A 19,225-nucleotide genomic window follows, 5' to 3' on the forward strand; every position below is an offset into this window, starting at 1 on the left:
CCCATGAACACCGCCAACAACACCCTTCCCACCGCCGCCGACTGGGCCGGCGAAGATGCCGCGCCCGATGCGGCCGACACACGCAAGATCGAGCGCGAGTCCCACAAGCTGGAAAAGCGCCTGTGCCGCGAGGTGGGCCGTGCCATCACCGACTTCAACATGATCGAGGAAGGCGACAAGATCATGGTGTGCATGTCCGGCGGCAAGGACAGCTACACGCTGCTGGACATCCTGCGCAAGCTGCAAAAGCGCGCGCCGGTGAAGTTCGACATCGTGGCCGTGAATCTGGACCAGAAGCAGCCCGGCTTCCCCGAGCATGTGCTGCCGGACTATTTCAAGAGCATCGGCGTGCAGTACCACATCGAGAACCAGGACACCTACAGCGTCGTCAAGCGCGTGGTGCCCGAGGGCAAGACCACCTGCAGCCTGTGCTCGCGCCTGCGCCGCGCCATCCTCTACAAGGTGGCGGACGACCTGGGCTGCACCAAGCTGGCGCTGGGCCACCACCGCGACGACATCGTCGCCACGCTGATGCTCAATATGTTCTACGGCGGCCGCATGAAGGGCATGCCGCCGAAGCTGGTCAGCGACGACGGCAAGCATGTGGTGATTCGCCCGCTGTGCTACGTGCCCGAGAAAGACACGGCGCGCTGGGCGCAGTACCAGCAGTTCCCCATCATTCCCTGCAACCTGTGCGGCAGCCAGGACGGCCTGCAGCGCGTGGCCGTCAACGAAATGCTGCGCGAATGGGACAAGAAGTTCCCGGGCCGCATCGAGAGCATGCTGCGCGCCATGGGCCACGTGGTGACCACGCACCTGATGGACCCCCAACTGCACGACTTCAAGAACGCCAAGGCCACCGGCATTGCCGACCCGAATGGCGACATGGCGTTCGATCACGAGGAATTTCCGGTCGCACCCGCGCTGCCCGGCCTGCAGGTGGTGCAACTGGGCTGAACGCAGCGCCGCGCAACGCCGTACCATCACAGGCGCGGGGCCTGATGCCCCGGGGAGATACCGCCATGGCCTTCCTGCGCCACATTCCTGCCCTTGCGCTGTGCGCCGCGGCCGCACTGCTGGCCGGCTGCGCCGGTCCGCGCCTGGTGGAAAGCGACGTCAGCAGCTTCTCCACCCTCAGCGCCCTGCCCAGCCCACCCACCTACCGCTTCGAGCGGCTGCCCTCGCAGCAGGCGCAGGCCGCAGCGTTTGCACCCATCGAGGCCCAGGCCGAACAGGCGCTTGCGCGCGTGGGCCTGCGCCGCGACGACACCCATCCACGGCTGGTTGCACAGATCGGCGCCGAGGGCGGCTACGCCACGCCGCGCTACTGGCCCTATGCGCCCGATCCGTTCTACGGCCGCTTCGGCTGGGGCCTGGGCTACGGCGGTGGCTGGGGTTTTGGCGGCATGGGCTGGACGATGGACGGCCCGCCCACCCTCTACCACCGCAAGGTCAGTCTGATGCTGCGCGACGCCGCTTCGCAGCAGGTGGTGTACGAAACCTCGGCCGTGTACGAGGACGTGTGGACGGATGATCCCGCCATCTACGGCGTGCTGTTCGACCAGGCGCTCACCGGCTTCCCGCGCCCCCCAGCGGGCCAGCGCAAGGTCCGCACAGAAATCACGCCACAACGCTGACCACCCCACGACCTGAAAGGACCCGCCATGCGAAGCTCCATCCGACACCTTGTTCTGTGCGCCTGCCTGGGCACCGTGAGCCTGGTCGCCCAGGCATCCGGCCTGGGCGACACCCTGCGCGGCGCGACCGGCGGGGGTGCCAGCCCCTCCACGCTCGGCGGCATGTTGGGTGGGAGCGCTGCGCCGTCGGCCCTGTCTGCCATGGGTTTGAGTGGATCGGCCACCCCCAGCAACGCTGCCGGGGTGATCACCTACTGCATGAAGAACAACTATCTGAATGCCGACAAGGCCGCACTGGTCAAACAGCAGCTGCTGGGCAAGATGGGCCTGGGCGCGGCCCAGCCCGAGCCCCGCGACGAGGGCTACCTGAGCGGCCTGTCGGGCATGGTCAGCGGTTCCAACGGCAAGCAGTTCAACCTGAACCGCCTCAAGGGCGACCTGAAGGAAAAGGCCTGCGACTTCGTGCTCGACAACGCCAGTTCCCTGCTCTGACCCCACGCCTGCGCTCTTTTCCATGCACGCCACCCGCATCATCGCCATCCGCCACGGCGAAACCGCCTGGAATGTGGACACCCGCATCCAGGGCCATCTGGACATACCGCTCAACGACACCGGCCTGTGGCAGGCCCGGCAGGTGGGGCAGGCGCTGGCCGACGAAGCGGTGGCCGCCATCTACAGCAGCGACCTGCAGCGCGCCTACGCCACGGCCGAAGCCGTGGCCCGCACCACGGGCGCGCCCCTCACGCCCGTGCCCGGCCTGCGCGAGCGCAGCTTTGGCAGCTTCCAGGGGCGCACCTTCCAGCAGATCGAGACCGAGTCCCCCGAGCAGGCCCTGCGCTGGCGCAAGCGCGATCCCCACTTCGTGCCCGACGGCGGCGGCGAGTCGCTGGACATGCTGCGCGAGCGCATTGCTGTCACGGTGGACGGCATTGCCGCGCGCCACGCCGGCGAGCAGATCGTGCTGGTGGCCCATGGCGGGGTGATGGACGTGCTCTACCGCCTGGCCACGCGGTTGGACCTGCAGGCCCCACGCACCTGGCAGCTGACCAACGCCGCCATCAACCGGCTGCTGTGGACCGAGGGCAACGGCCTCACCCTGGTGGGCTGGGCCGACACGCAACACCTGGAGAACGCGAGCCGCGATGAGATCCACTCCTGAGCATCTGCCCGAACATCTGCGCGCCACCGTCGGGCTGCGCGTGGACCTGATCGACACGCCAGCACTCGTCGTCGACCTGGATGCCATGGAGCGCAACATCCAGCGCATGGCCGAATTCGCGCACAAGCACCAGGTGCGCTGGCGACCCCACGCCAAGATGCACAAGAGCGCCGAGATCGCCCTGCTACTGGAAAAGGCCGGAGCGCGCGGCCATTGCGTGCAGAAGGTGTCCGAGGCCGAGGCGCTCGCCGCCGGCGGCGTGGCCGACCTGTACATCAGCAACGAGGTACTGGGGGGAGCCAAACTATTGCGCGCAGCACGCCTGGCCGCGCAATTGGCCGCCCGCGGCGGCCGGCTGGCCATCGCGGTGGACAGCGAAGAGGGCATCACCCGCCTGTCCGAGGCCATGCGCGTGGCGGGCAGCGACGCTGGCATCGACGTGTTCGTGGAGATCGACGTCGGCCAGGGCCGCTGCGGCGTGCCGCCCGGCCCGGCGGCGCTCGCCCTGGCCCAGGCCGTAGCGGCCCAGCCGCGCCTGCATTTCGCGGGCCTGCAGGCTTACCACGGCAGCGCACAGCACCTGCGCGGCGCGGCCGAGCGGCGCGCGGCCATCGCTCACGCAGTGCAGGCCGCCGCCGACACCCGCGCGCTGATCGAGGCCGCGGATCTGCCCGTGCCGCTGGTCACGGGCTCCGGCACCGGCACGCTGGTGCACGAGGCCGCCAGCGGGGTGTATGGCGAACTGCAGGCCGGCTCGTTCCTCTTCATGGACGCGGACTACGCCGCCAATGAACGCGAAGGCGCCCAGCCCGCCTTCGAGCATGCGCTGTTCGTGAAGACGCAGGTGATCTCTGCGCAGCACACGCACGTGGTGTGCGACGCGGGACACAAGAGCCACGCCATCGACTCCGGCCTGCCCTTGGTCTGGGGCCTGCCGCCAGAGCGCGCCCTGCGCTACGCCAACGGCGGCGACGAACACGGCGTCCTGCACGCAGCTGGCCCCAAGGCGCGCCTGCCGGCCCTGGGCCGCATGCTGTGGCTGGTACCCGGCCACTGTGACCCCACGGTGAACCTGCACGACTACCTGATTGGCGTGCGCGGCGGCCTGGCGCACGGCGTGGTGGAGCGCGTCATCCGCGTGGATGCACGGGGCGCGGTGACGTAAGCGCCACCTGCGATACCCACGCCTATTCACTGCCGCGTAGGCGGTGTGAAACAACAAATGATTAGGTCAAGCACACGGGCGCGTGAGTGCCGCATAGCAGCCTGGAAGTGCTAATAAGAATCTCATGCTTTAGGGGATTGCCCACTTCCGAGCTGAGAGGTTACCCCCAACAATTGCCGCATGTCCGGCAGCCAGATCATCGTCCTCGTCTCCCCGGTATTCCTCGCCCTCATGGCGCTGGAATGGGCCATCGGCCGTTGGCGGGGGCGGCCCGCGCTGCGGCTGGCCGATGCGGTGAGCAGCGTCAGCCTGGGCATGCTCAGCCAGACCAGCGCGGTGTTCACCGTGCTGCTGCGCGTGGGGCTGTACACGCTGGCCTATGAGCACCTGGCGCTGTGGCGCAGCGAGGCGTTCTGGACCACCTGGTACGGCTGGCTCATCGCGCTGGTGTTCTACGACTTCTGCTACTACTGGCTGCACCGCATGGGGCACGAAGTGGCCGTGCTGTGGGCCGCGCATGCGGTGCACCACCAGAGCCAGGACTACAACCTGTCCACCGCGCTGCGCCAGACCAGTTCCGGCGCGGTCCTGGGCTGGGTGTTCTACCTGCCGATGGCGCTTGCGGGCGTGCCGCCGCTGGTGTTCGTGGTGGTGGGGCTGGTCGACCTGCTGTACCAGTTCTGGGTGCATACCGAGCAGGTGGGGCGGCTGGGCTGGTTCGACCGCTGGTTCTGCAGCCCCAGCAACCACCGCGTGCACCACGCCGTGAACGACAGCTACCTCGACAAAAACTACGGCGGCATCCTGATCGTGTGGGACCGGCTGTTCGGTACCTTCAAGGACGAGGACCCGCGGGAGAAATGCGTGTACGGCACGCGCGGCCTGCTCAACAGCTGGGACCCGCTCTGGGCCAACGCCCAGGTGTATGCAGGCCTGCTGCACGACAGCTGGCACGCCCGCCGCTGGGCGGACAAGCTGCGCGTGTGGCTGAAAGCCCCCGGCTGGCGCCCCGCTGACGTGGCGCAGCGCTTTCCCAAGCCGGCCTTCAACCTCCACGACATGCCCCTGTTCGACCCACCCCTGTCCGCGCCGCTGCGCTGGTTTGCCGGCGTGCAGTTCGTGCTGCTGCTGGCGGGTGTCGCGGCATTCCTGTGGCAGGCCGACAGCGCACCGCTGGCGACCAACGCCGTGTGGTTCGCCACGCTGCTGGCCTGCCAGTGGGCGCTGGGCGCGGCCATGCAGGGGCGCATTGGCATGGGGTTGGCGCTGATGATCGAGGCCGGGGCGCTGGCCACGGCGACCAGCGCGCTGGGGTTCACGGCGTGGCACCTGCTGTTCAAGCCGCTGACCATGGCGATTGCTATTGTTTATGTAGCTAATCACGCTTATCCAATGAGCGCTACAGGCCGTTTTGGCTTGAACCGGTCATGCTGGCTGCTGCTGGGCGCGCTGCTGGGTTCGCTGGCGGGCGACGTGTTCCTGATGCTGTCAGAGCACCTGTTCATTCCCGGCCTGGTGAGCTTCCTGCTGGCGCACCTGTGCTACATCGCGCTGTTCAAGCAGGGCGTGGGGTGGTTCGGCCACCGCGGGGCACTCGGGGGTACGCTGGCGCTGGGCATCGGCATGTACGCCTTCCTGTGGCAGGGCGGATTGCCGGCCGCGCTGCGGGTGCCGGTGGCCGTGTATGTGGTGGTGATCGCGCTGATGGCGGCGCAGGCCTGGGGGCGCCACGCGGCGCTGCGCGAGCGCTCGTCGCTTGCGGTGGCGCTGGGCGCGTGCTGCTTCATGCTCAGCGATTCGCTGCTGGCCACCAACCGCTTCGTGCAGCCGCTGCCCTTGTCGCAGCTGTGGGTGCTGGCCACCTACTATGCGGCCCAGGTGCTCATCGTGAGTGGGATGGTCACAGCGCTGACCCGCGGCGCGGCGCACCAAGCCGACGCGCGGACGCAGCCGCTCACCCCCCACGCGGCCTGAGCGATCAGGCGGACTCGAACAGCCCGCCTGCGGCGCGCGGCGGCGCCACGCCCAGGTGGCGGTAGGCGGCCAGCGTGGCCACGCGCCCGCGCGGGGTGCGCTGCAGATAGCCCTGCTGAATCAGGTAGGGCTCGATGACGTCCTCGATGGTGCCGCTCTCCTCGCCGATGCTGGCGGCAATGTTGTCCAGTCCCACGGGGCCGCCGTCGAAGCGATGCACCACGGCCTCCAGCAGCTTGCGGTCCATCACGTCGAAGCCCTGCGGGTCCACGTCCAGCATGGTCAGCGCGCGGTTGGCAATGTCCAGGGTGATGTGGCCCGAACCCTTCACCTCGGCATAGTCGCGCACGCGGCGCAGCAGGCGGTTGGCGATGCGCGGCGTGCCGCGCGAGCGGCGCGCGATTTCCATGCCGCCCTCGGCGTCGATGGGCGCGCCCAGCAAGCCGGCCGAGCGCATGACGATGCGCGCCAATTCATCGGGCGTGTAGAACTCCAGCCGCGCGACGATGCCGAAGCGGTCGCGCAGCGGGTTGGTGAGCATGCCCGCGCGCGTGGTGGCGCCCACCAGCGTGAAGGGCTGCAGGTCCAGCTTGATGCTGCGCGCGGCCGGCCCCTCGCCGATCATGATGTCGATCTGGTAGTCCTCCAGCGCGGGGTAGAGGATTTCCTCGACCACGGGCGAAAGGCGGTGGATCTCGTCGATGAAGAGAACGTCGTTGCGTTCCAGGTTGGTGAGCAGCGCTGCCAGATCCTTGGGCTTTTCCAGCACGGGGCCGCTGGTCTGACGCAGGTTCACGCCCAGTTCGGTGGCGATGATGTGGCTGAGCGTGGTTTTTCCCAAGCCCGGCGGGCCGAACAGCAGCACATGGTCCAGCGCCTCGCCGCGCTTCTTGGCCGCGCCGATGAAGATCTCGAGCTGTTCGCGCGCCTTGGCCTGGCCCACGTACTCCTGCAGCAGCTTGGGGCGCAGCGCACGCTCCAGCGCTTCCTCCTGTGAGGAGGCCGGTGCGGCCGACACCACGCGCTCGCGCGCAGGAGGGGGAGAGGGGGCAAAGTCGTCGGTATGGATCGTCATGCGAAGCGGACCAGGAAGGGCGCGTGCATTGTCCCCCATTCCCCCGCGCCGCCGTGCCGCCCCGCCACCCCGCGCGGGCCAGGGATAGCCGCCTTTCGGTAACATCGCCGCCTTCGCGCGCCGCGCGCGGGCGAGCCCCGTCCCCCTCCCGGACCACTCGAACGCCGCACCCGCCCCTCCCTGTGCGCCGCGCCGCCTCGGCCCGGCGCCCCCTTGCAGCGACAGCCCATGAACACTCCAGCACACCCCTCCTTCCTGAGCCGCATGGCCATCGCCATCGGCAGCTTTTTCGCCATCCTGGGCAACGGCCGCCTGGCCGCCGACATCCAGCGCCTGCGCGCGGGTGAAGCGCTGGCCGCCGACGTGGCGCCACCGGCTCCCCAGGCAGTGCGGGTGGAAGTGCCCGTGGAGAAAATCGTGGAGAAGATCGTCGAGGTCCGCGTGGAGGTGCCCGTCGAGAAAGTGGTGGAAAAGCGCGTCGACGTCGCCACCGACACCGCCGCGCTGCAGCTGCTGGGCCTGCTGCAGCGCGAGGCGCGCCTGGTGGACTTTCTGCAGGAAGACGTGGCGCCCTACTCCGATGCCGAGATCGGCGCCGCCGCGCGCGTGGTCCACGAGGGCTGCCGCAAGGTGCTGCGCGAGCATTTCACCATCGAGGCCGTGCGCCCCGAGGGCGAGGGCAGCCACGTCACCCTGCCGGTCGGCTTTGACGCCACGGCCGTGCGCCTCACGGGCAATGTGCTGGGCCAGGCGCCGTTCACGGGCCAGCTGACCCACCGCGGCTGGAAGGCGACCGCCGTGCGCCTGCCGCAGCTCACCGACCCGCGGGCCGCCGCCGTGCTGGCCCAGGCCGAGGTGGAGCTGTGAACACGGATATGCCCAACACTCCTGAAACCATAGCTGCCAGCGCTTACCCCGCAAGCGCTACAGGCAAAAACAACGCCCAGTACAGCATCGGCATCGATCTGGGCACCACGCACTGCGCGCTGTCGTACGTGGACCGGCACGCCAGCGACGGCGACGCCGTCGTGCAGCAGGTGCTGGATATTCCGCAACTCACCGGACCAGCCAGCGTGGAGGCGCGGCCGCTGCTGCCCTCCTTCCTATACCTGCCGCATGAGAGCGAGTTGAGCGCCGCCGACACGGCGCTGCCCGGTGGCGGCGCAGGCCAGGACGGCGTGGTGGGCGAGCTGGCGCGCACGCGCGGCGCGGCCACGCCGATCCGTCTGGTGTCCAGCGCCAAGAGCTGGCTGTGCCACCCGGGCGTGGACCGGCGTGCGCCCATCCTGCCGCCCGATGCGCCGCCAGAGGTGCCACGCGTGTCGCCCCTGGCCGCATCGGCGCGCTACCTGTCGCACCTGCGCTGGGCCTGGAACCAGGCCCACCCCGAGGCGCCGCTGGAGCAGCAGGACATCACCGTCACCATTCCCGCATCGTTCGACCCGGCCGCGCGCGAGCTGACCGCCGAGGCCTGCCGCGCCGCCGGCCTGGAGCGCCTGACGCTGCTGGAAGAGCCCCAGGCCGCGCTGTACAGCTGGATCCAGGCCAGCGGCGGCGGATGGCGCAAGCAGGTCGCGAGCGGCGACGTCATCCTGGTGGTGGACGTGGGCGGCGGCACCACGGACCTGTCGCTGATCGCGGTGCTGGAGAAGGACGGCGCCCTGGAACTGCAGCGCGTGGCGGTGGGAGAGCACATCCTGCTGGGCGGCGACAACATGGACCTGGCGCTGGCCTATGGCGTGGCGCGTAAGCTGGCCCAGGAAGGCAAGCCGCTGGACGCCTGGCAGACCCGCGCCCTGGCCCATGGCTGCCGCGCGGCCAAGGAGCAGCTGCTGGCCGACGAGGCGCTGCCATCCGTGCCTGTGGTTGTCCCCAGCCGCGGGAGCAAGCTGATCGGCGGCAGCATCCGCACCGAGGTGACGCGCGCCGAAGTGCAGGCGGTGCTGGTCGAGGGGTTCTTCCCGCAGGTGGCCGTGGGCGACAAGCCGCTGACCCGCGCGCGCGGCGCGCTCACGCAACTGGGCCTGCCCTACGCGCAGGACGCGGCCGTCACGCGCCACCTGGCGGCCTTCCTGTCGCGCCAGCTGGATGCCACGGCACAGATCCCTGGCCTGGCCGACAGGCAAGCGGGGGGCGCCAGCTTCCTGCACCCCACGGCCCTTCTGTTCAACGGCGGCGTGCTGAAGGCCCCCCAGATCGCTGAGCGCATCGTCGGTGTCATCAACGGCTGGCTGGCTGCCGAGGGCGCCGCCCCGGCCCGGCTGCTGGAAGGCGCCCAGCTGGACCTGGCCGTGGCACGCGGCGCGGCGTACTTCGGCCATGTCACTGCGGCGGGGCGCGGCGTGCGCATCCGCGGCGGCACGGCGCAAAGCTACTACGTGGGCGTGGAGAGCAACATGCCCGCCATTCCCGGCATGGAGCCACCCCTGAGCGCCCTGTGCCTGGCGCCGTTCGGCATGGAGGAAGGCACCGAGGTCGCGCTCCATGCCCAGGAATTCGGCCTGGTGGTGGGCGAGCCGGTGCGGCTGCGCTTCTTCGGCTCCAGCGTGCGCCGCGGCGACACCGTGGGCACGCTGCTGGACTTCTGGGGGCCCGAAGAGCTGGTGGAACTGCAGGAGATCGAGGCCCACCTGCCCCCCGAGGGCCGCACGCCCGGCGAGGTCGTACCCGTCACCCTGCACGCCCGCGTGACCGATATCGGCACGCTGGAGCTGAGCGCCGTGCCCGTGGGAGGCCACGAGCGCTGGAAGGTGGAGTTCGACGTGCGCGCCCAGACACAGGCCTGACGCCGGCGCCATGCACTGTCTGGTCGTCATCGCGCATCCGCTGGAGGACAGCCTGTGCCAGTCGCTGGCGCAGGAAGCCATCCGCACCCTCACCGCCGCAGGGCACACGGTGCAGGTGGAGGACCTGTGCCGCACGGGCTTCGCGCCCGCGCTCACGGCGGCGGAGCGCCGCAGCTACTACGGCACGGCCTTCGACGGCGGCGCCGTGCAAGCGCAGATCGACCGGCTGCTGCAGGCCGAGGCGCTGGTGCTGGTCTTTCCGACCTGGTGGTTCGGCTTTCCGGCGGTGCTCAAGGGCTGGTTCGACCGCGTATGGGCGCCCGGCGTGGCTTACGACCATGCGACCGACCTGGGGCCCATCCGCCCCAGGCTGCACCGGCTGCGCAGGACACTGGCCATCACCACATTGGGGTCGCCCTGGTGGGTGGACCGGCTGGTGCTGCGCCGGCCTGTGCGGCGCGTGCTCAAGACCGCGCTGCTGGGCACCTGCGCGCCACGCAGTGCCTTCGACATGCTCTCGCTCTACGGCGCCGAGCGCCTGTCCGCCGCCCAGGTGCTGCGGTTCAACGCGCGCATCGCACGCGCGCTGTCTTCATGGGCTTAGCCGGGTGAAACGCTACACCGTCGGCATCGACCTGGGCACCAGCCACACCGCCTGCGCCTATGCGCCGCTGGAAGGCCGCGCGGCGGACATCGCACTGCTGCCCATCCCGCAGCGCCTCTCGGCAGGCGAGGTGCAGGCGCAGCCGCTGCTGCCCTCGGTGCGCTACCAGGCGGCACTCGGCGAGTTGGGCGAGGCGTGGCGACAGCCGTGGCCGCCCCTGGAGGCCACGGACGACACCCCGGCCACCCTCGGCCGCTGGGCGCGCGACCTGGGTGCAGCCGTGCCAGGGCGGCTGGTGGAAAGCGCCAAAAGCTGGTTGTCCCACCCTGGCGTGGACCGCACGGCGCCCATCCTGCCCTGGGGCGCGCCGCAGGACGTGGCCCGGGTCTCGCCGGTGCAGGCCAGCGCGTCGTACCTGGCACATGTGCGCGCGGCATGGGACGCCGCCCACCCCGATGCGCCGCTGCATGCGCAAGACCTGGTGCTCACCGTGCCGGCTTCGTTCGACGAGGGCGCGCGCGCGCTCACGCTGGAAGCCGCACGCCTGGCCGGCTTGCCAGCGCTGCAGCTCTTGGAAGAGCCCAAGGCCGCATTCCACGACTGGCTGGCGCTGCAAGGCGAACAACTGGCCGCGCAATTGGCGGGCTGCCGCCTGGTGCTGGTGGTGGACGTGGGCGGCGGCACCACGGACCTCACGCTGATCCGCGTGGACACGCAGGCCGGCGGCACGCCCCGGCTGACGCGCATCGCCGTGGGAGAGCACCTGATGCTGGGCGGCGACAACATGGATCTGGCGCTGGCGCACCTGCTGGAGCCGCAGTTCGCCGGCGACGGTGGCCACCTGCCCGCCGCGCGGTTACCCGCCGCGCGTTTGCCCGCCGCGCGCTTCGCCCAACTGGTGCAGCGCTGCCGACAGGCCAAGGAGTTGCTGCTGGCCGACGGCGCCCCCGACAGCGCCGCAGTCACGCTGCTGGGCGCGGGCAGCCGCATGCTGGCGCAGACACACACGGCCACGCTCACACGCCCGCAGGTGCTGCAATGCGTGGTGGAAGGCTTTTTGCCGCAGGTGCAGATTGGCGATCGCCCGGCGCGCCGCCAGGGTGCGCTGCGCGGGCTGGGCCTGCCCTACCCCGCCGACGCGGCCATCACGCGCCATCTCGCGCAGTTCCTGGCGCAGCACGCCGGGGGCGACTTGCCCGACACCCTGCTGCTCAACGGCGGGGTATTCCATGCACCGGCGCTGGTGCAGCGGCTCACGGGGGTGCTTGCGCACTGGCGCGGCGCACCGCCCCGCGTGCTGCACAACCCGCATCCCGACTGGGCCGTGGCGCGCGGTGCCGCGGCGTACGGGTTGGCGCAGCATTCATCATCAAATACGCACACAGCCCAGTCAGAGCAAGCGCCAGCAGCTCCTAAAACCATAGTCCCACGCATCGGCGGCGGCTCGGCGCGCAGCTACTGGCTGGTGCTGCCGGGCAAGGCGGGCACTGCGCCGCAGGGCATCTGCCTGCTGCCCCGCGGCACCGAAGAAGGCGTGCGCCTGGTCCTGACGAGCCGGCGCTTCGCGCTGCGGCTGGGCCAGGCCGTGCGCTTCGCGCTGGTGGCGCGCAGCCAGGGCCAGGCGCAGGCCGGGCAGATTGCGCCGCTGGAGGGCGACGGCTGGGCGGAATTGCCGCCGCTGGCCACGGTGCTGCCCGCACCCGAAGGCCGCGCCACCGCCCAGGTGGAGGTGCAGCTGCAGGCCTGCATGACCGAGGTGGGCACGCTGGAGGTGCGCTGCGTGGCAACGCAGGAGGCGGACCAATCCTGGCTGCTGCCCTTTGCCGTGCGCGGCGCGGCGAGCACCGATGGCGCTTCCAAATCGATAGCTACCAGCGCAGAATCGGAAAGCGTCGGCGGCCAAAAAGGCTCGGAGGGTAAAGCCTCACGCCTGCCCCAGGCGCTGGCGCTGATCGACCGCATCTTCGGCACCCAGGCACAGGACGTGGCGCCCAAGGAGGTGCGCCAGCTGCGCCAGTCGCTGGAAAAACTCCTGGGCCCGCGCGCCGGCTGGGACGTTGCCTCGCTGCGCGCGCTGTTCGATGCATTGCTGGCGCGTGCGCGCCGCCGCCGGCGCACGCCCGAGCACGAACGCACGTGGCTCAACCTGGCAGGCTGGTGCTTGCGCCCCGGGGTGGGCGCCGAGCTGGACGCGTGGCGCATCGCGCAGGTCTGGCAGCTCTACCCCCAGGGCCTGGGCCACGGCCAGGACGCCGCCAACTGGACCGAATGGTGGGTGTTCTGGCGCCGTGTGGCCGCGGGTCTGGACGAGGCGCAGCAGATGCAGGTGCTGGAAGCGGTGGCCGGCTGCATGCAAAAGACCGTGCAACGCAGCCAGGGCAAAGCCGCGTGGGGCAGCTACGACGACATGCTGCGCCTGTTCGCCGCCATGGAGGCCGTGCCCTGGCAGTACCGCCAGGAAATGGGCCAGTGGATGCTGCAGCGCCTGCTGCGGCCCGATGAATCCGCACAGACGTGGTGGGCCATCGGCCGCCTGGCCGCGCGCCAGCCGCTGGCAGCCAACGCCCACCGCGTGATGCCGCCCGAGGCCGCGGCCGAGTTTCTGCATGCCACGCTGCGCGAGGACTGGCGCCACAACGAGCATGCCCTGTTCGCCGCCGTGCAGATCGCCCGCATGACCGGCGACCGCGCCCGCGACCTGCCCGACGACCTGCGCACCGAAGTGCTGGAAAAGATGCGCACCGCCCACGCGCCCGCACGCTGGACCGCGCTGGTAGAACAGCCCACGGCCATGGAGGCCGAGGACCAGCAGCGCAGCCTGGGCGACAGCCTGCCGCCCGGGCTGGTGCTGGTGGGTTAGTTGGCCGCCGTCGGATTCAGCCAGCGCCGCAGCGCCGTGCGGTAGCTGGTGTCGAAACGACCGTAATAGTCCACGCCGTCGCGCGCAGCGCAGCTGGCGGTTCCGCCCAGAAGCTGGCCCACCACATAGCGGCGCTCGCCAAACGTCACGAACGCGGCCGAGCCGCTGCTGCCGCCCTCCGTCGTGCCCTCCTGCCAGCCCAGCGTAAGGAAGGTGCCGTCGTCCGCATTACTGGAACGGCAACTGTTGTCCACGCACGTGCTGTAGCGCTGCACGGAGCCCAGGCTGACCTTCTGCAGATCGCCCTGGGGATGGTGCACACCCGCCAGCGCCGTGCCAACGCCCACTCCGCCAAAGTACGAGCCTGCATAGACGATGCCGGCAGGCGCCTGGCTGTTGAGCTGCATGAAGGCCGTGTCCGTGGTGGCCGACGCGTACAGCAGCGCCGCACCGCCGGTGACGCGCACGGCGGCGGGGTTCACGGTGGCGGTGCCGCAGGTGCTGGAACGGTAGAACCAGTCCGTGGTGAGCGTGGACGCCACGGCCTGCGTGGAAATGCAATGGTTGGCGCTCAGGAAGTACGGCGTACCGCTGGACGCCGCATCGTTGAGCAGCGTGCCGGTGCACAGGTAGCTCTTGCCATCGTCGCGAACAAAGATCATGCGCGCCACCGAGCGGCTCTGGTCGTTGAACTCCGGCCGGCAGGTCGCGTCCACGTTGCAACTGCCCGACTCGCCCACCTTCTGGGCAAAGGCCTGCTCGGCCTGTGCGGGCGCCAGCGTGAAATGCGACAGCCGCGGCACGGACAGCCGGACGGCCGCTGGCGAGGCCGCAGCGGGAATCTCCACTTCCAGTGTGGTCTGCGGGCCGCTGAAGTCCGGGCTCCAATAGGTGCGCGCGGTGGTGTCATCCGCACCGCCACGCGCATTGCGCGCGGCCATGTCCTGCAGCTCGGACGCGCGCACCTCCATGGCCCCCGCTCCCTGCTCGCCGTAGAAGCGCAGCACCGCGCCCTCGGGCAGCGACTGCACGAGCACGCCCAGACGCACGCCATACGCTCCGTCGGCCGTGAAGCGCAGCGCTGCGGCCTGCGTGCCCCGCGCCGTCGGTTGCCAGCGCAGCAGGGCCGCAGTGGCCGCGACGGTGGCGGTGTCCGCCACGCTGCGCGCCTCGCCGATCTGCAAGGGCGTTCCGGGAGTGGCGGAGACCACGCCCTTCACGGCCGTGAGCGCGCCGAGGGCGATGGTGCGGGTTGCCTGCGCACTGACGACCGGGCTCACCGGCTGCTGCGAGGTGGCCACCTTGGCCGTGCCGCTGGGGTCGTAGGGCTCGATGCGGTCGCCCGCCACCGGAGGCGCAGGAGAGGGAACGTTGTTGTCGCCCCCACCTCCACCGCAAGCGGACAAGGCCAGCACCAAGGGTATCGCGGCCCATTGCGCCGCAGTTGTTGTCAGTAATTGCATTGCTCTCTCCTCTACGTAAGAACTATTTGGATAGCGACTTCAGCGCCAGCTTGATCCCCTCGCTCACTCCCACATCCGCCGGCAGCGCCTTGAGCGCAGCGGCGGCCTCCTTGTCGTTATAGCCCAGGGCCAGCAGCGCCTGCAGGATGTCGGCCTGGTTGTCGTTGGCCGCATGCGCGCGCACGCCGACGTCCGTGCCCAGCTTGCCTTTCAGCTCCAGCAGCAGCCGCTCGGCGGTTTTCTTGCCGATGCCCGGCACTTTGACCAGGCGCCCTGCTTCCTGCAGCGAAACGGCCTGCGCCAGGTCCGCCACGCCCATGCCCGAGAGGATGGACAGCGCTGTGCGCGGCCCCACGCCGCTGATCTTGATGAGTTCGCGAAACGCCTGGCGCTCCTGCGCCGTACCAAAGCCGTACAGCAGCTGCGCATCCTCGCGCACGATGAACTGCGTGAGCAGGCTCACCCGCTCACCCACGGCGGGCAGGTTGTAGAAGGTGCTCATGCTGACCTGCACCTCGTAGCCCACGCCGTGGCAGTCCACCAGCACCTCGGGGGGGGTCTTTTCCAGCAGCGTGCCGGTCAATTTGCCTATCATGGATGTCCTTTGCCGCGCCGGACACCCGCCGCGGAACTTCGACCGGAATTATCAGCGTGATCCTGCGCCACACCTTCACCCCCCATAACAACACGCGCCTGACCCATCTGTGCGGCCCCGCCGATGTGCACCTGCGCACCATCGAGGCGGCGCTGCAGGTCTCCATCGCCCACCGGCACGAGCAGTTCAAAGTGGACGGCCCCAAGGCCAAGGCCACGCAAGCCATGGAGTTGCTGCAGGCGCTGTACGAGATGGCGGATCGCCCCATCAAGGAAGAACACCTGCAGCTCATGCTGGCCGGCGACGCCAGCATGCAGGGCGATGATGAAGCCAGCGCCATCCAGCTCACCACGCGCCGCGCCGACCTGCGCGCGCGCACGCCCACGCAGGCCACCTACCTGGAAAACATCGCCACGCACGACATCACCTTCGGCATCGGCCCGGCGGGCACCGGCAAGACGTACCTGGCCGTGGCCTGCGCGGTGGATGCGCTGGAGCGCAGCAGCGTGCAGCGCATCGTGCTCACCCGCCCGGCCGTGGAAGCTGGCGAGCGCCTGGGCTTCCTGCCGGGCGACCTGACGCAGAAGGTGGACCCGTACCTGCGCCCACTGTATGACGCGCTGTACGACCTGATGGGCTTTGACCGCGTGCAGAAGGCCTTCGAGCGCAATGCGCTCGAGATCGCGCCGCTGGCCTTCATGCGCGGGCGCACGCTGAACAATGCCTTTGTCATCCTCGACGAGGCGCAGAACACCACGCCCGAGCAGATGAAGATGTTCCTCACGCGCATCGGCTTCGGCGCGCGCGCGGTGGTCACGGGCGACGTGAGCCAGATCGACTTGCCCAAGGGCGCGATGAGCGGCCTGATCGACGCCGAGCGGGTTTTGAAGCGCGTCAAGGGCATCGCCGTCACGCGCTTCACCAGCGCCGACGTGGTGCGCCACCCGCTGGTGGCGCGCATCGTGGATGCCTACGACGCGCAGCGCAGCCGCCGCGGCGCAGGCGAGTAGTCGCCGGCCAAAAGCTCACAAATTCATAGCTGCTCGCGCTTGACTGATAAGCGCTGGAGGCCAAAATGGCTCTGAACCAATTGTCCCTGTCCCTCCAATTCGCACGCGACGCGGAGGCCACCGCGCACCGCGCCACCCTGCCCCGCCACGCGGTCGCGCGCTGGATCCGCCACGCCCTGGCCGTGGATGCCGAGATCACCGTGCGCATCGTGGGCGCCGAGGAAGGCCAGCGCTTGAACCGCGAGTTCCGCCACAAGGACTACGCCACCAACGTGCTCACCTTCGACTACCAGCAAGAGCCCGTGGCCGTGGCCGATCTGGTGCTCTGCGCCCCCGTGGTCGAGCGCGAGGCCCGCGAGCAGAACAAGACGCTAGAGGAACACTACGCCCACCTGCTGGTGCACGGCACGCTGCACGCCCAGGGCTGGGACCACGAAACCAGCGAACAGGACGCGCAGGAAATGGAGGCCTACGAGACCGCCATCCTGCAGGAGTTGGGCTTCGCGGACCCCTACGCGGCATAACTGGCAGGCGCTCACCACCACGGGCGCCGGGGTGCGGAAAGCTGTTTTGCGCCCAGGTCACAAACGCGCCCGCCGGTGCGGCCTAAGATGCCGCGCGACCTGCGTCCTGCAGGTCCGCCTCTCACGCGGCGACCATCTCTTAAGGGAAGAACCCACGCATGGACATCCTGGGCTGGACGACCTCCATCGGCCACTTGGCACTTCTGCTCACCGCCGCGTTCATCGCCGGTGCGCTCAACGCGGTAGCCGGCGGCGGCAGCTTCCTTACCCTGCCCGCGCTGGTGTTCACCGGTGTGCCGCCCGTGGTCGCCAACGCCACCGGCACTGTGGCCTTGCTGCCCGGCTACATGGCCGGTGCCTGGGGCTTTCGGGAAGACATGCAGCCGCCGCCGGGCCTGTCGATGCGCGCCGTGGTCGTGCTGTCGCTCATCGGCGGCTCGGCCGGTGCGGCGCTACTGCTGTTCACGCCCGACGCCACCTTCCGCAAGGTCGTGCCCTGGCTGCTGCTGGCGGCCACGGCACTCTTCGCCTTTGGCCCGCAGCTGCGGCAATGGGCCGGCAAAGCCGGCCATGGCACGCCCTCGGCCCTGAAAGCCGGCGCGGGCATGCTGGCGGTGGCGGCCTACGGGGGTTATTTCAACGGGGGCCTGGGCATCCTGCTGCTGGCGCTGTTCGGGCTGCTGGGGCAGACGCAGCTCAACGCCATGAACGGCATGAAGAACCTCGTGTCGGCCCTGCTCACGGCGATTGCCGTGGCCATCTATGCCGCAGGCGGCATCGTGCTGTGGCCGCAGGCCCTGGTGATGATGGTGGCCGCCACGTTGGGCGGCTATGGCGGCGCGCGCGTGGCACGCCAACTGCCTGCGCCGGTGCTGCGCTGGGGCATTGTGGCCACGGGGCTGGTGATGGCGGGGCTGTTCTTCCTGAAGGGCTGAACCCCGCCCCCAAGGCCCCAGGCGCGCTACAGCAAGCGCGCCTTCACCATCTTGCCTTTGACGCGACCCGCATTCAGCTTGGCGCAGGCCTGGGCCGCGATGGCGCGGTCCACGGCCACGTAGGTGGAAAAATCGTTGACGCTGATCTTGCCGATCTGCTCGCGCGCATAGCCGAAGTCGGCGCACATGGCGCCCATCACGTCGCCGGCGCGGATCTTCTCCCTGCGCCCGCCGATGATTTGGATGGTGCACATGGGTGGCTGCAGTTCGCCCCCTGCCGTGGGGGTGAGTTCATCCACCGGAAAGAACTCGCAGGCACGGCCTTGCAGCAATTCGATCTTGCCCACGCTGCCCATCTCATCCATGCTGACCAGGTTCAGCGCCAGCCCCTCGGCATCGCCACGGCCCGTGCGGCCGATGCGGTGGATGTGCACCTCGGGATCGGGCGTCACATCGACGTTGATCACGGCCGAGAGGTCGGCAATATCGATTCCGCGCGCCGCCACGTCGGTGGCCACGAGCACGCTGCAGCTCTTGTTGGCAAACTGCACCAGCACCTCGTCACGCTCGCGCTGCTCCAACTCGCCAAACAGGGCGAGGGCACTGAATCCCTGGCTCTGCAGCGCAGTCACCACGTTACGGCACTGCTGCTTGGTATTGCAGAAGGCAATGCTCGACGCAGGGCGAAAGTGCGCGAGCATGCGCGCCACCACGTCGACCTTCTCGCGTGCATCCACCTCATACCAGCGCTGCGCGATCTTGCCGGCACCGTGCTGCGCGGCCACCTTCACCATCTGGGGCGCGCGCATGAAACGCTGTGCCAGTCCCGCAATGCCGTCGGGATAGGTGGCGGAGAACAGCAGGGTCTGGCGCTCGGCCGGACACTGGCGCACCACGGTCTCAATATCGGCCAGGAAGCCCATGTCCAGCATGCGGTCGGCCTCGTCAAGCACCAAGGTCTTGAGGTTGGCGATGTCGAGCTTGCCGCGCTCCATCAGGTCCATCACGCGGCCCGGCGTGCCGACCACGATGTGGGCACCGTTCTCCAGCGAAGCAATCTGGCCGCGCGAAGGCACGCCCCCATACACAGTGACGACCTTGATGTTGTCTTGCGCACGCGCCAAGCGGCGGATCTCGGTGGCCACCTGATCGGCCAGCTCGCGCGTGGGGCACAGCACCAGGCCCTGGACGGCGAACCAGCGCGGGTTCAGCCGATCGACCATGGCCAAGCCAAAGGCCGCTGTCTTGCCGCTGCCGGTGCTGGCCTGGGCGATCAGATCCCGGCCCTGCAGGCTGAAAGGCAGGCTGGCGGCCTGGATGGGCGTCATCTGCGCATAGCCCAGCTGCTGCAGGTTGGCCAGCATTTCAGGGGACAGAGGCAGCGATGAGAAGGCGGAGGCGGACGGAGCAGGCGACGCGCCTGAAGAGATGGTCATGG

General features: G+C 69.6%; 17 protein-coding genes. 13 read left to right on the plus strand and 4 right to left on the minus strand.

Translation table 11 applies throughout. The features are described 5' to 3' along the window. The first annotated feature begins 3 nt into the window (after positions 1-3). The 6 genes from ttcA to BA022_RS12740 all read left to right on the plus strand — a co-directional run bounded on the left by ttcA (position 4) and on the right by BA022_RS12740 (position 5,935). Positions 4-957, plus strand: coding sequence for a tRNA 2-thiocytidine(32) synthetase TtcA (gene ttcA / locus BA022_RS12715; protein ID WP_088887721.1), 954 nt, complete (start codon positions 4-6; stop codon positions 955-957). A gap of 65 nt (positions 958-1,022) precedes the next feature. After that, positions 1,023-1,637: a DUF4136 domain-containing protein gene (locus BA022_RS12720; protein WP_088887722.1), complete on the plus strand. Its 615-nt coding sequence runs from the start codon at positions 1,023-1,025 to the stop codon at positions 1,635-1,637. Between the two features lie 27 nt (positions 1,638-1,664). Beyond that, entirely contained in the window at positions 1,665-2,129 is a 465-nt protein-coding gene (locus BA022_RS12725) for a YjjA family protein (RefSeq protein WP_088887723.1), read from the plus strand. Positions 2,130-2,151: 22 nt separating this feature from the next. Continuing rightward, positions 2,152-2,796: a histidine phosphatase family protein gene (locus BA022_RS12730; RefSeq protein ID WP_011803951.1), complete on the plus strand. Its 645-nt coding sequence runs from the start codon at positions 2,152-2,154 to the stop codon at positions 2,794-2,796. After that, positions 2,780-3,961, plus strand: a complete 1,182-nt coding sequence (locus BA022_RS12735) for a DSD1 family PLP-dependent enzyme (RefSeq protein ID WP_088887724.1) — start codon at positions 2,780-2,782, stop codon at positions 3,959-3,961. Before BA022_RS12730 ends, BA022_RS12735 begins: the two co-directional genes overlap by 17 nt. Positions 3,962-4,141: 180 nt before the next feature. Then, positions 4,142-5,935: a lysoplasmalogenase family protein gene (locus BA022_RS12740; RefSeq protein WP_088887725.1), complete on the plus strand. Its 1,794-nt coding sequence runs from the start codon at positions 4,142-4,144 to the stop codon at positions 5,933-5,935. Between the two features lie 4 nt (positions 5,936-5,939). Here BA022_RS12740 and ruvB read toward each other — a convergent pair whose 3' ends face one another. After that, entirely contained in the window at positions 5,940-7,010 is a 1,071-nt protein-coding gene (gene ruvB, locus BA022_RS12745; RefSeq protein ID WP_011806788.1) for a Holliday junction branch migration DNA helicase RuvB, read from the minus strand. A gap of 228 nt (positions 7,011-7,238) precedes the next feature. Between ruvB and BA022_RS12750 the strand changes: the two genes are divergently transcribed. The 4 genes from BA022_RS12750 to BA022_RS12765 are packed head-to-tail and all read left to right on the plus strand — an operon-like array spanning position 7,239 to position 13,260. Continuing rightward, positions 7,239-7,877, plus strand: a complete 639-nt coding sequence (locus BA022_RS12750) for a DUF2760 domain-containing protein (protein ID WP_088887726.1) — start codon at positions 7,239-7,241, stop codon at positions 7,875-7,877. Positions 7,878-7,885: 8 nt separating this feature from the next. Beyond that, positions 7,886-9,796, plus strand: a complete 1,911-nt coding sequence (locus tag BA022_RS12755; protein WP_088887727.1) for an Hsp70 family protein — start codon at positions 7,886-7,888, stop codon at positions 9,794-9,796. Positions 9,797-9,806: 10 nt separating this feature from the next. Next, complete coding sequence (locus tag BA022_RS12760; protein WP_088887728.1) at positions 9,807-10,400, plus strand: NAD(P)H-dependent oxidoreductase; 594 nt, start codon at positions 9,807-9,809, stop codon at positions 10,398-10,400. Positions 10,401-10,404: 4 nt separating this feature from the next. Further along, on the plus strand, positions 10,405-13,260 hold the full coding sequence (locus tag BA022_RS12765) for an Hsp70 family protein (RefSeq protein WP_088887729.1): 2,856 nt from the start codon (positions 10,405-10,407) through the stop codon (positions 13,258-13,260). Here the strand turns inward: BA022_RS12765 and BA022_RS12770 are convergent. Together BA022_RS12770 and ruvA are read right to left on the minus strand one after the other, a co-directional pair. Beyond that, positions 13,257-14,723: a trypsin-like serine peptidase gene (locus BA022_RS12770; RefSeq protein WP_088887730.1), complete on the minus strand. Its 1,467-nt coding sequence runs from the start codon at positions 14,721-14,723 to the stop codon at positions 13,257-13,259. The genes BA022_RS12765 and BA022_RS12770 overlap by 4 nt on opposite strands. Positions 14,724-14,745: 22 nt before the next feature. Next, positions 14,746-15,318: a Holliday junction branch migration protein RuvA gene (gene ruvA, locus BA022_RS12775; RefSeq protein ID WP_088887731.1), complete on the minus strand. Its 573-nt coding sequence runs from the start codon at positions 15,316-15,318 to the stop codon at positions 14,746-14,748. Positions 15,319-15,374: 56 nt separating this feature from the next. Here ruvA and BA022_RS12780 point away from each other — a divergent pair, with 56 nt between their 5' ends. The 3 genes from BA022_RS12780 (at position 15,375) to BA022_RS12790 (ending at position 17,787) form a co-directional block, all read left to right on the plus strand. Next, positions 15,375-16,328, plus strand: coding sequence for a PhoH family protein (locus BA022_RS12780; RefSeq protein WP_041838940.1), 954 nt, complete (start codon positions 15,375-15,377; stop codon positions 16,326-16,328). A gap of 65 nt (positions 16,329-16,393) precedes the next feature. Next, a complete protein-coding gene (ybeY, locus tag BA022_RS12785) occupies positions 16,394-16,852 on the plus strand; it encodes an rRNA maturation RNase YbeY (RefSeq protein WP_011806796.1) in 459 nt (152 codons plus the stop codon). Between the two features lie 158 nt (positions 16,853-17,010). Continuing rightward, positions 17,011-17,787 (plus strand): sulfite exporter TauE/SafE family protein, encoded by a 777-nt coding sequence (locus BA022_RS12790; protein WP_011806797.1) that lies wholly within the window; start codon positions 17,011-17,013, stop codon positions 17,785-17,787. Between the two features lie 26 nt (positions 17,788-17,813). Here the strand turns inward: BA022_RS12790 and dbpA are convergent, their stop codons facing one another. After that, a complete protein-coding gene (dbpA, locus tag BA022_RS12795; RefSeq protein WP_088887732.1) occupies positions 17,814-19,223 on the minus strand; it encodes an ATP-dependent RNA helicase DbpA in 1,410 nt (469 codons plus the stop codon). Between the last annotated feature and the right edge of the window lie 2 nt (positions 19,224-19,225).

It is taken from the genome of Diaphorobacter nitroreducens (assembly GCF_002214645.1).
Lineage (GTDB): Bacteria > Pseudomonadota > Gammaproteobacteria > Burkholderiales > Burkholderiaceae_C > Diaphorobacter > Diaphorobacter nitroreducens.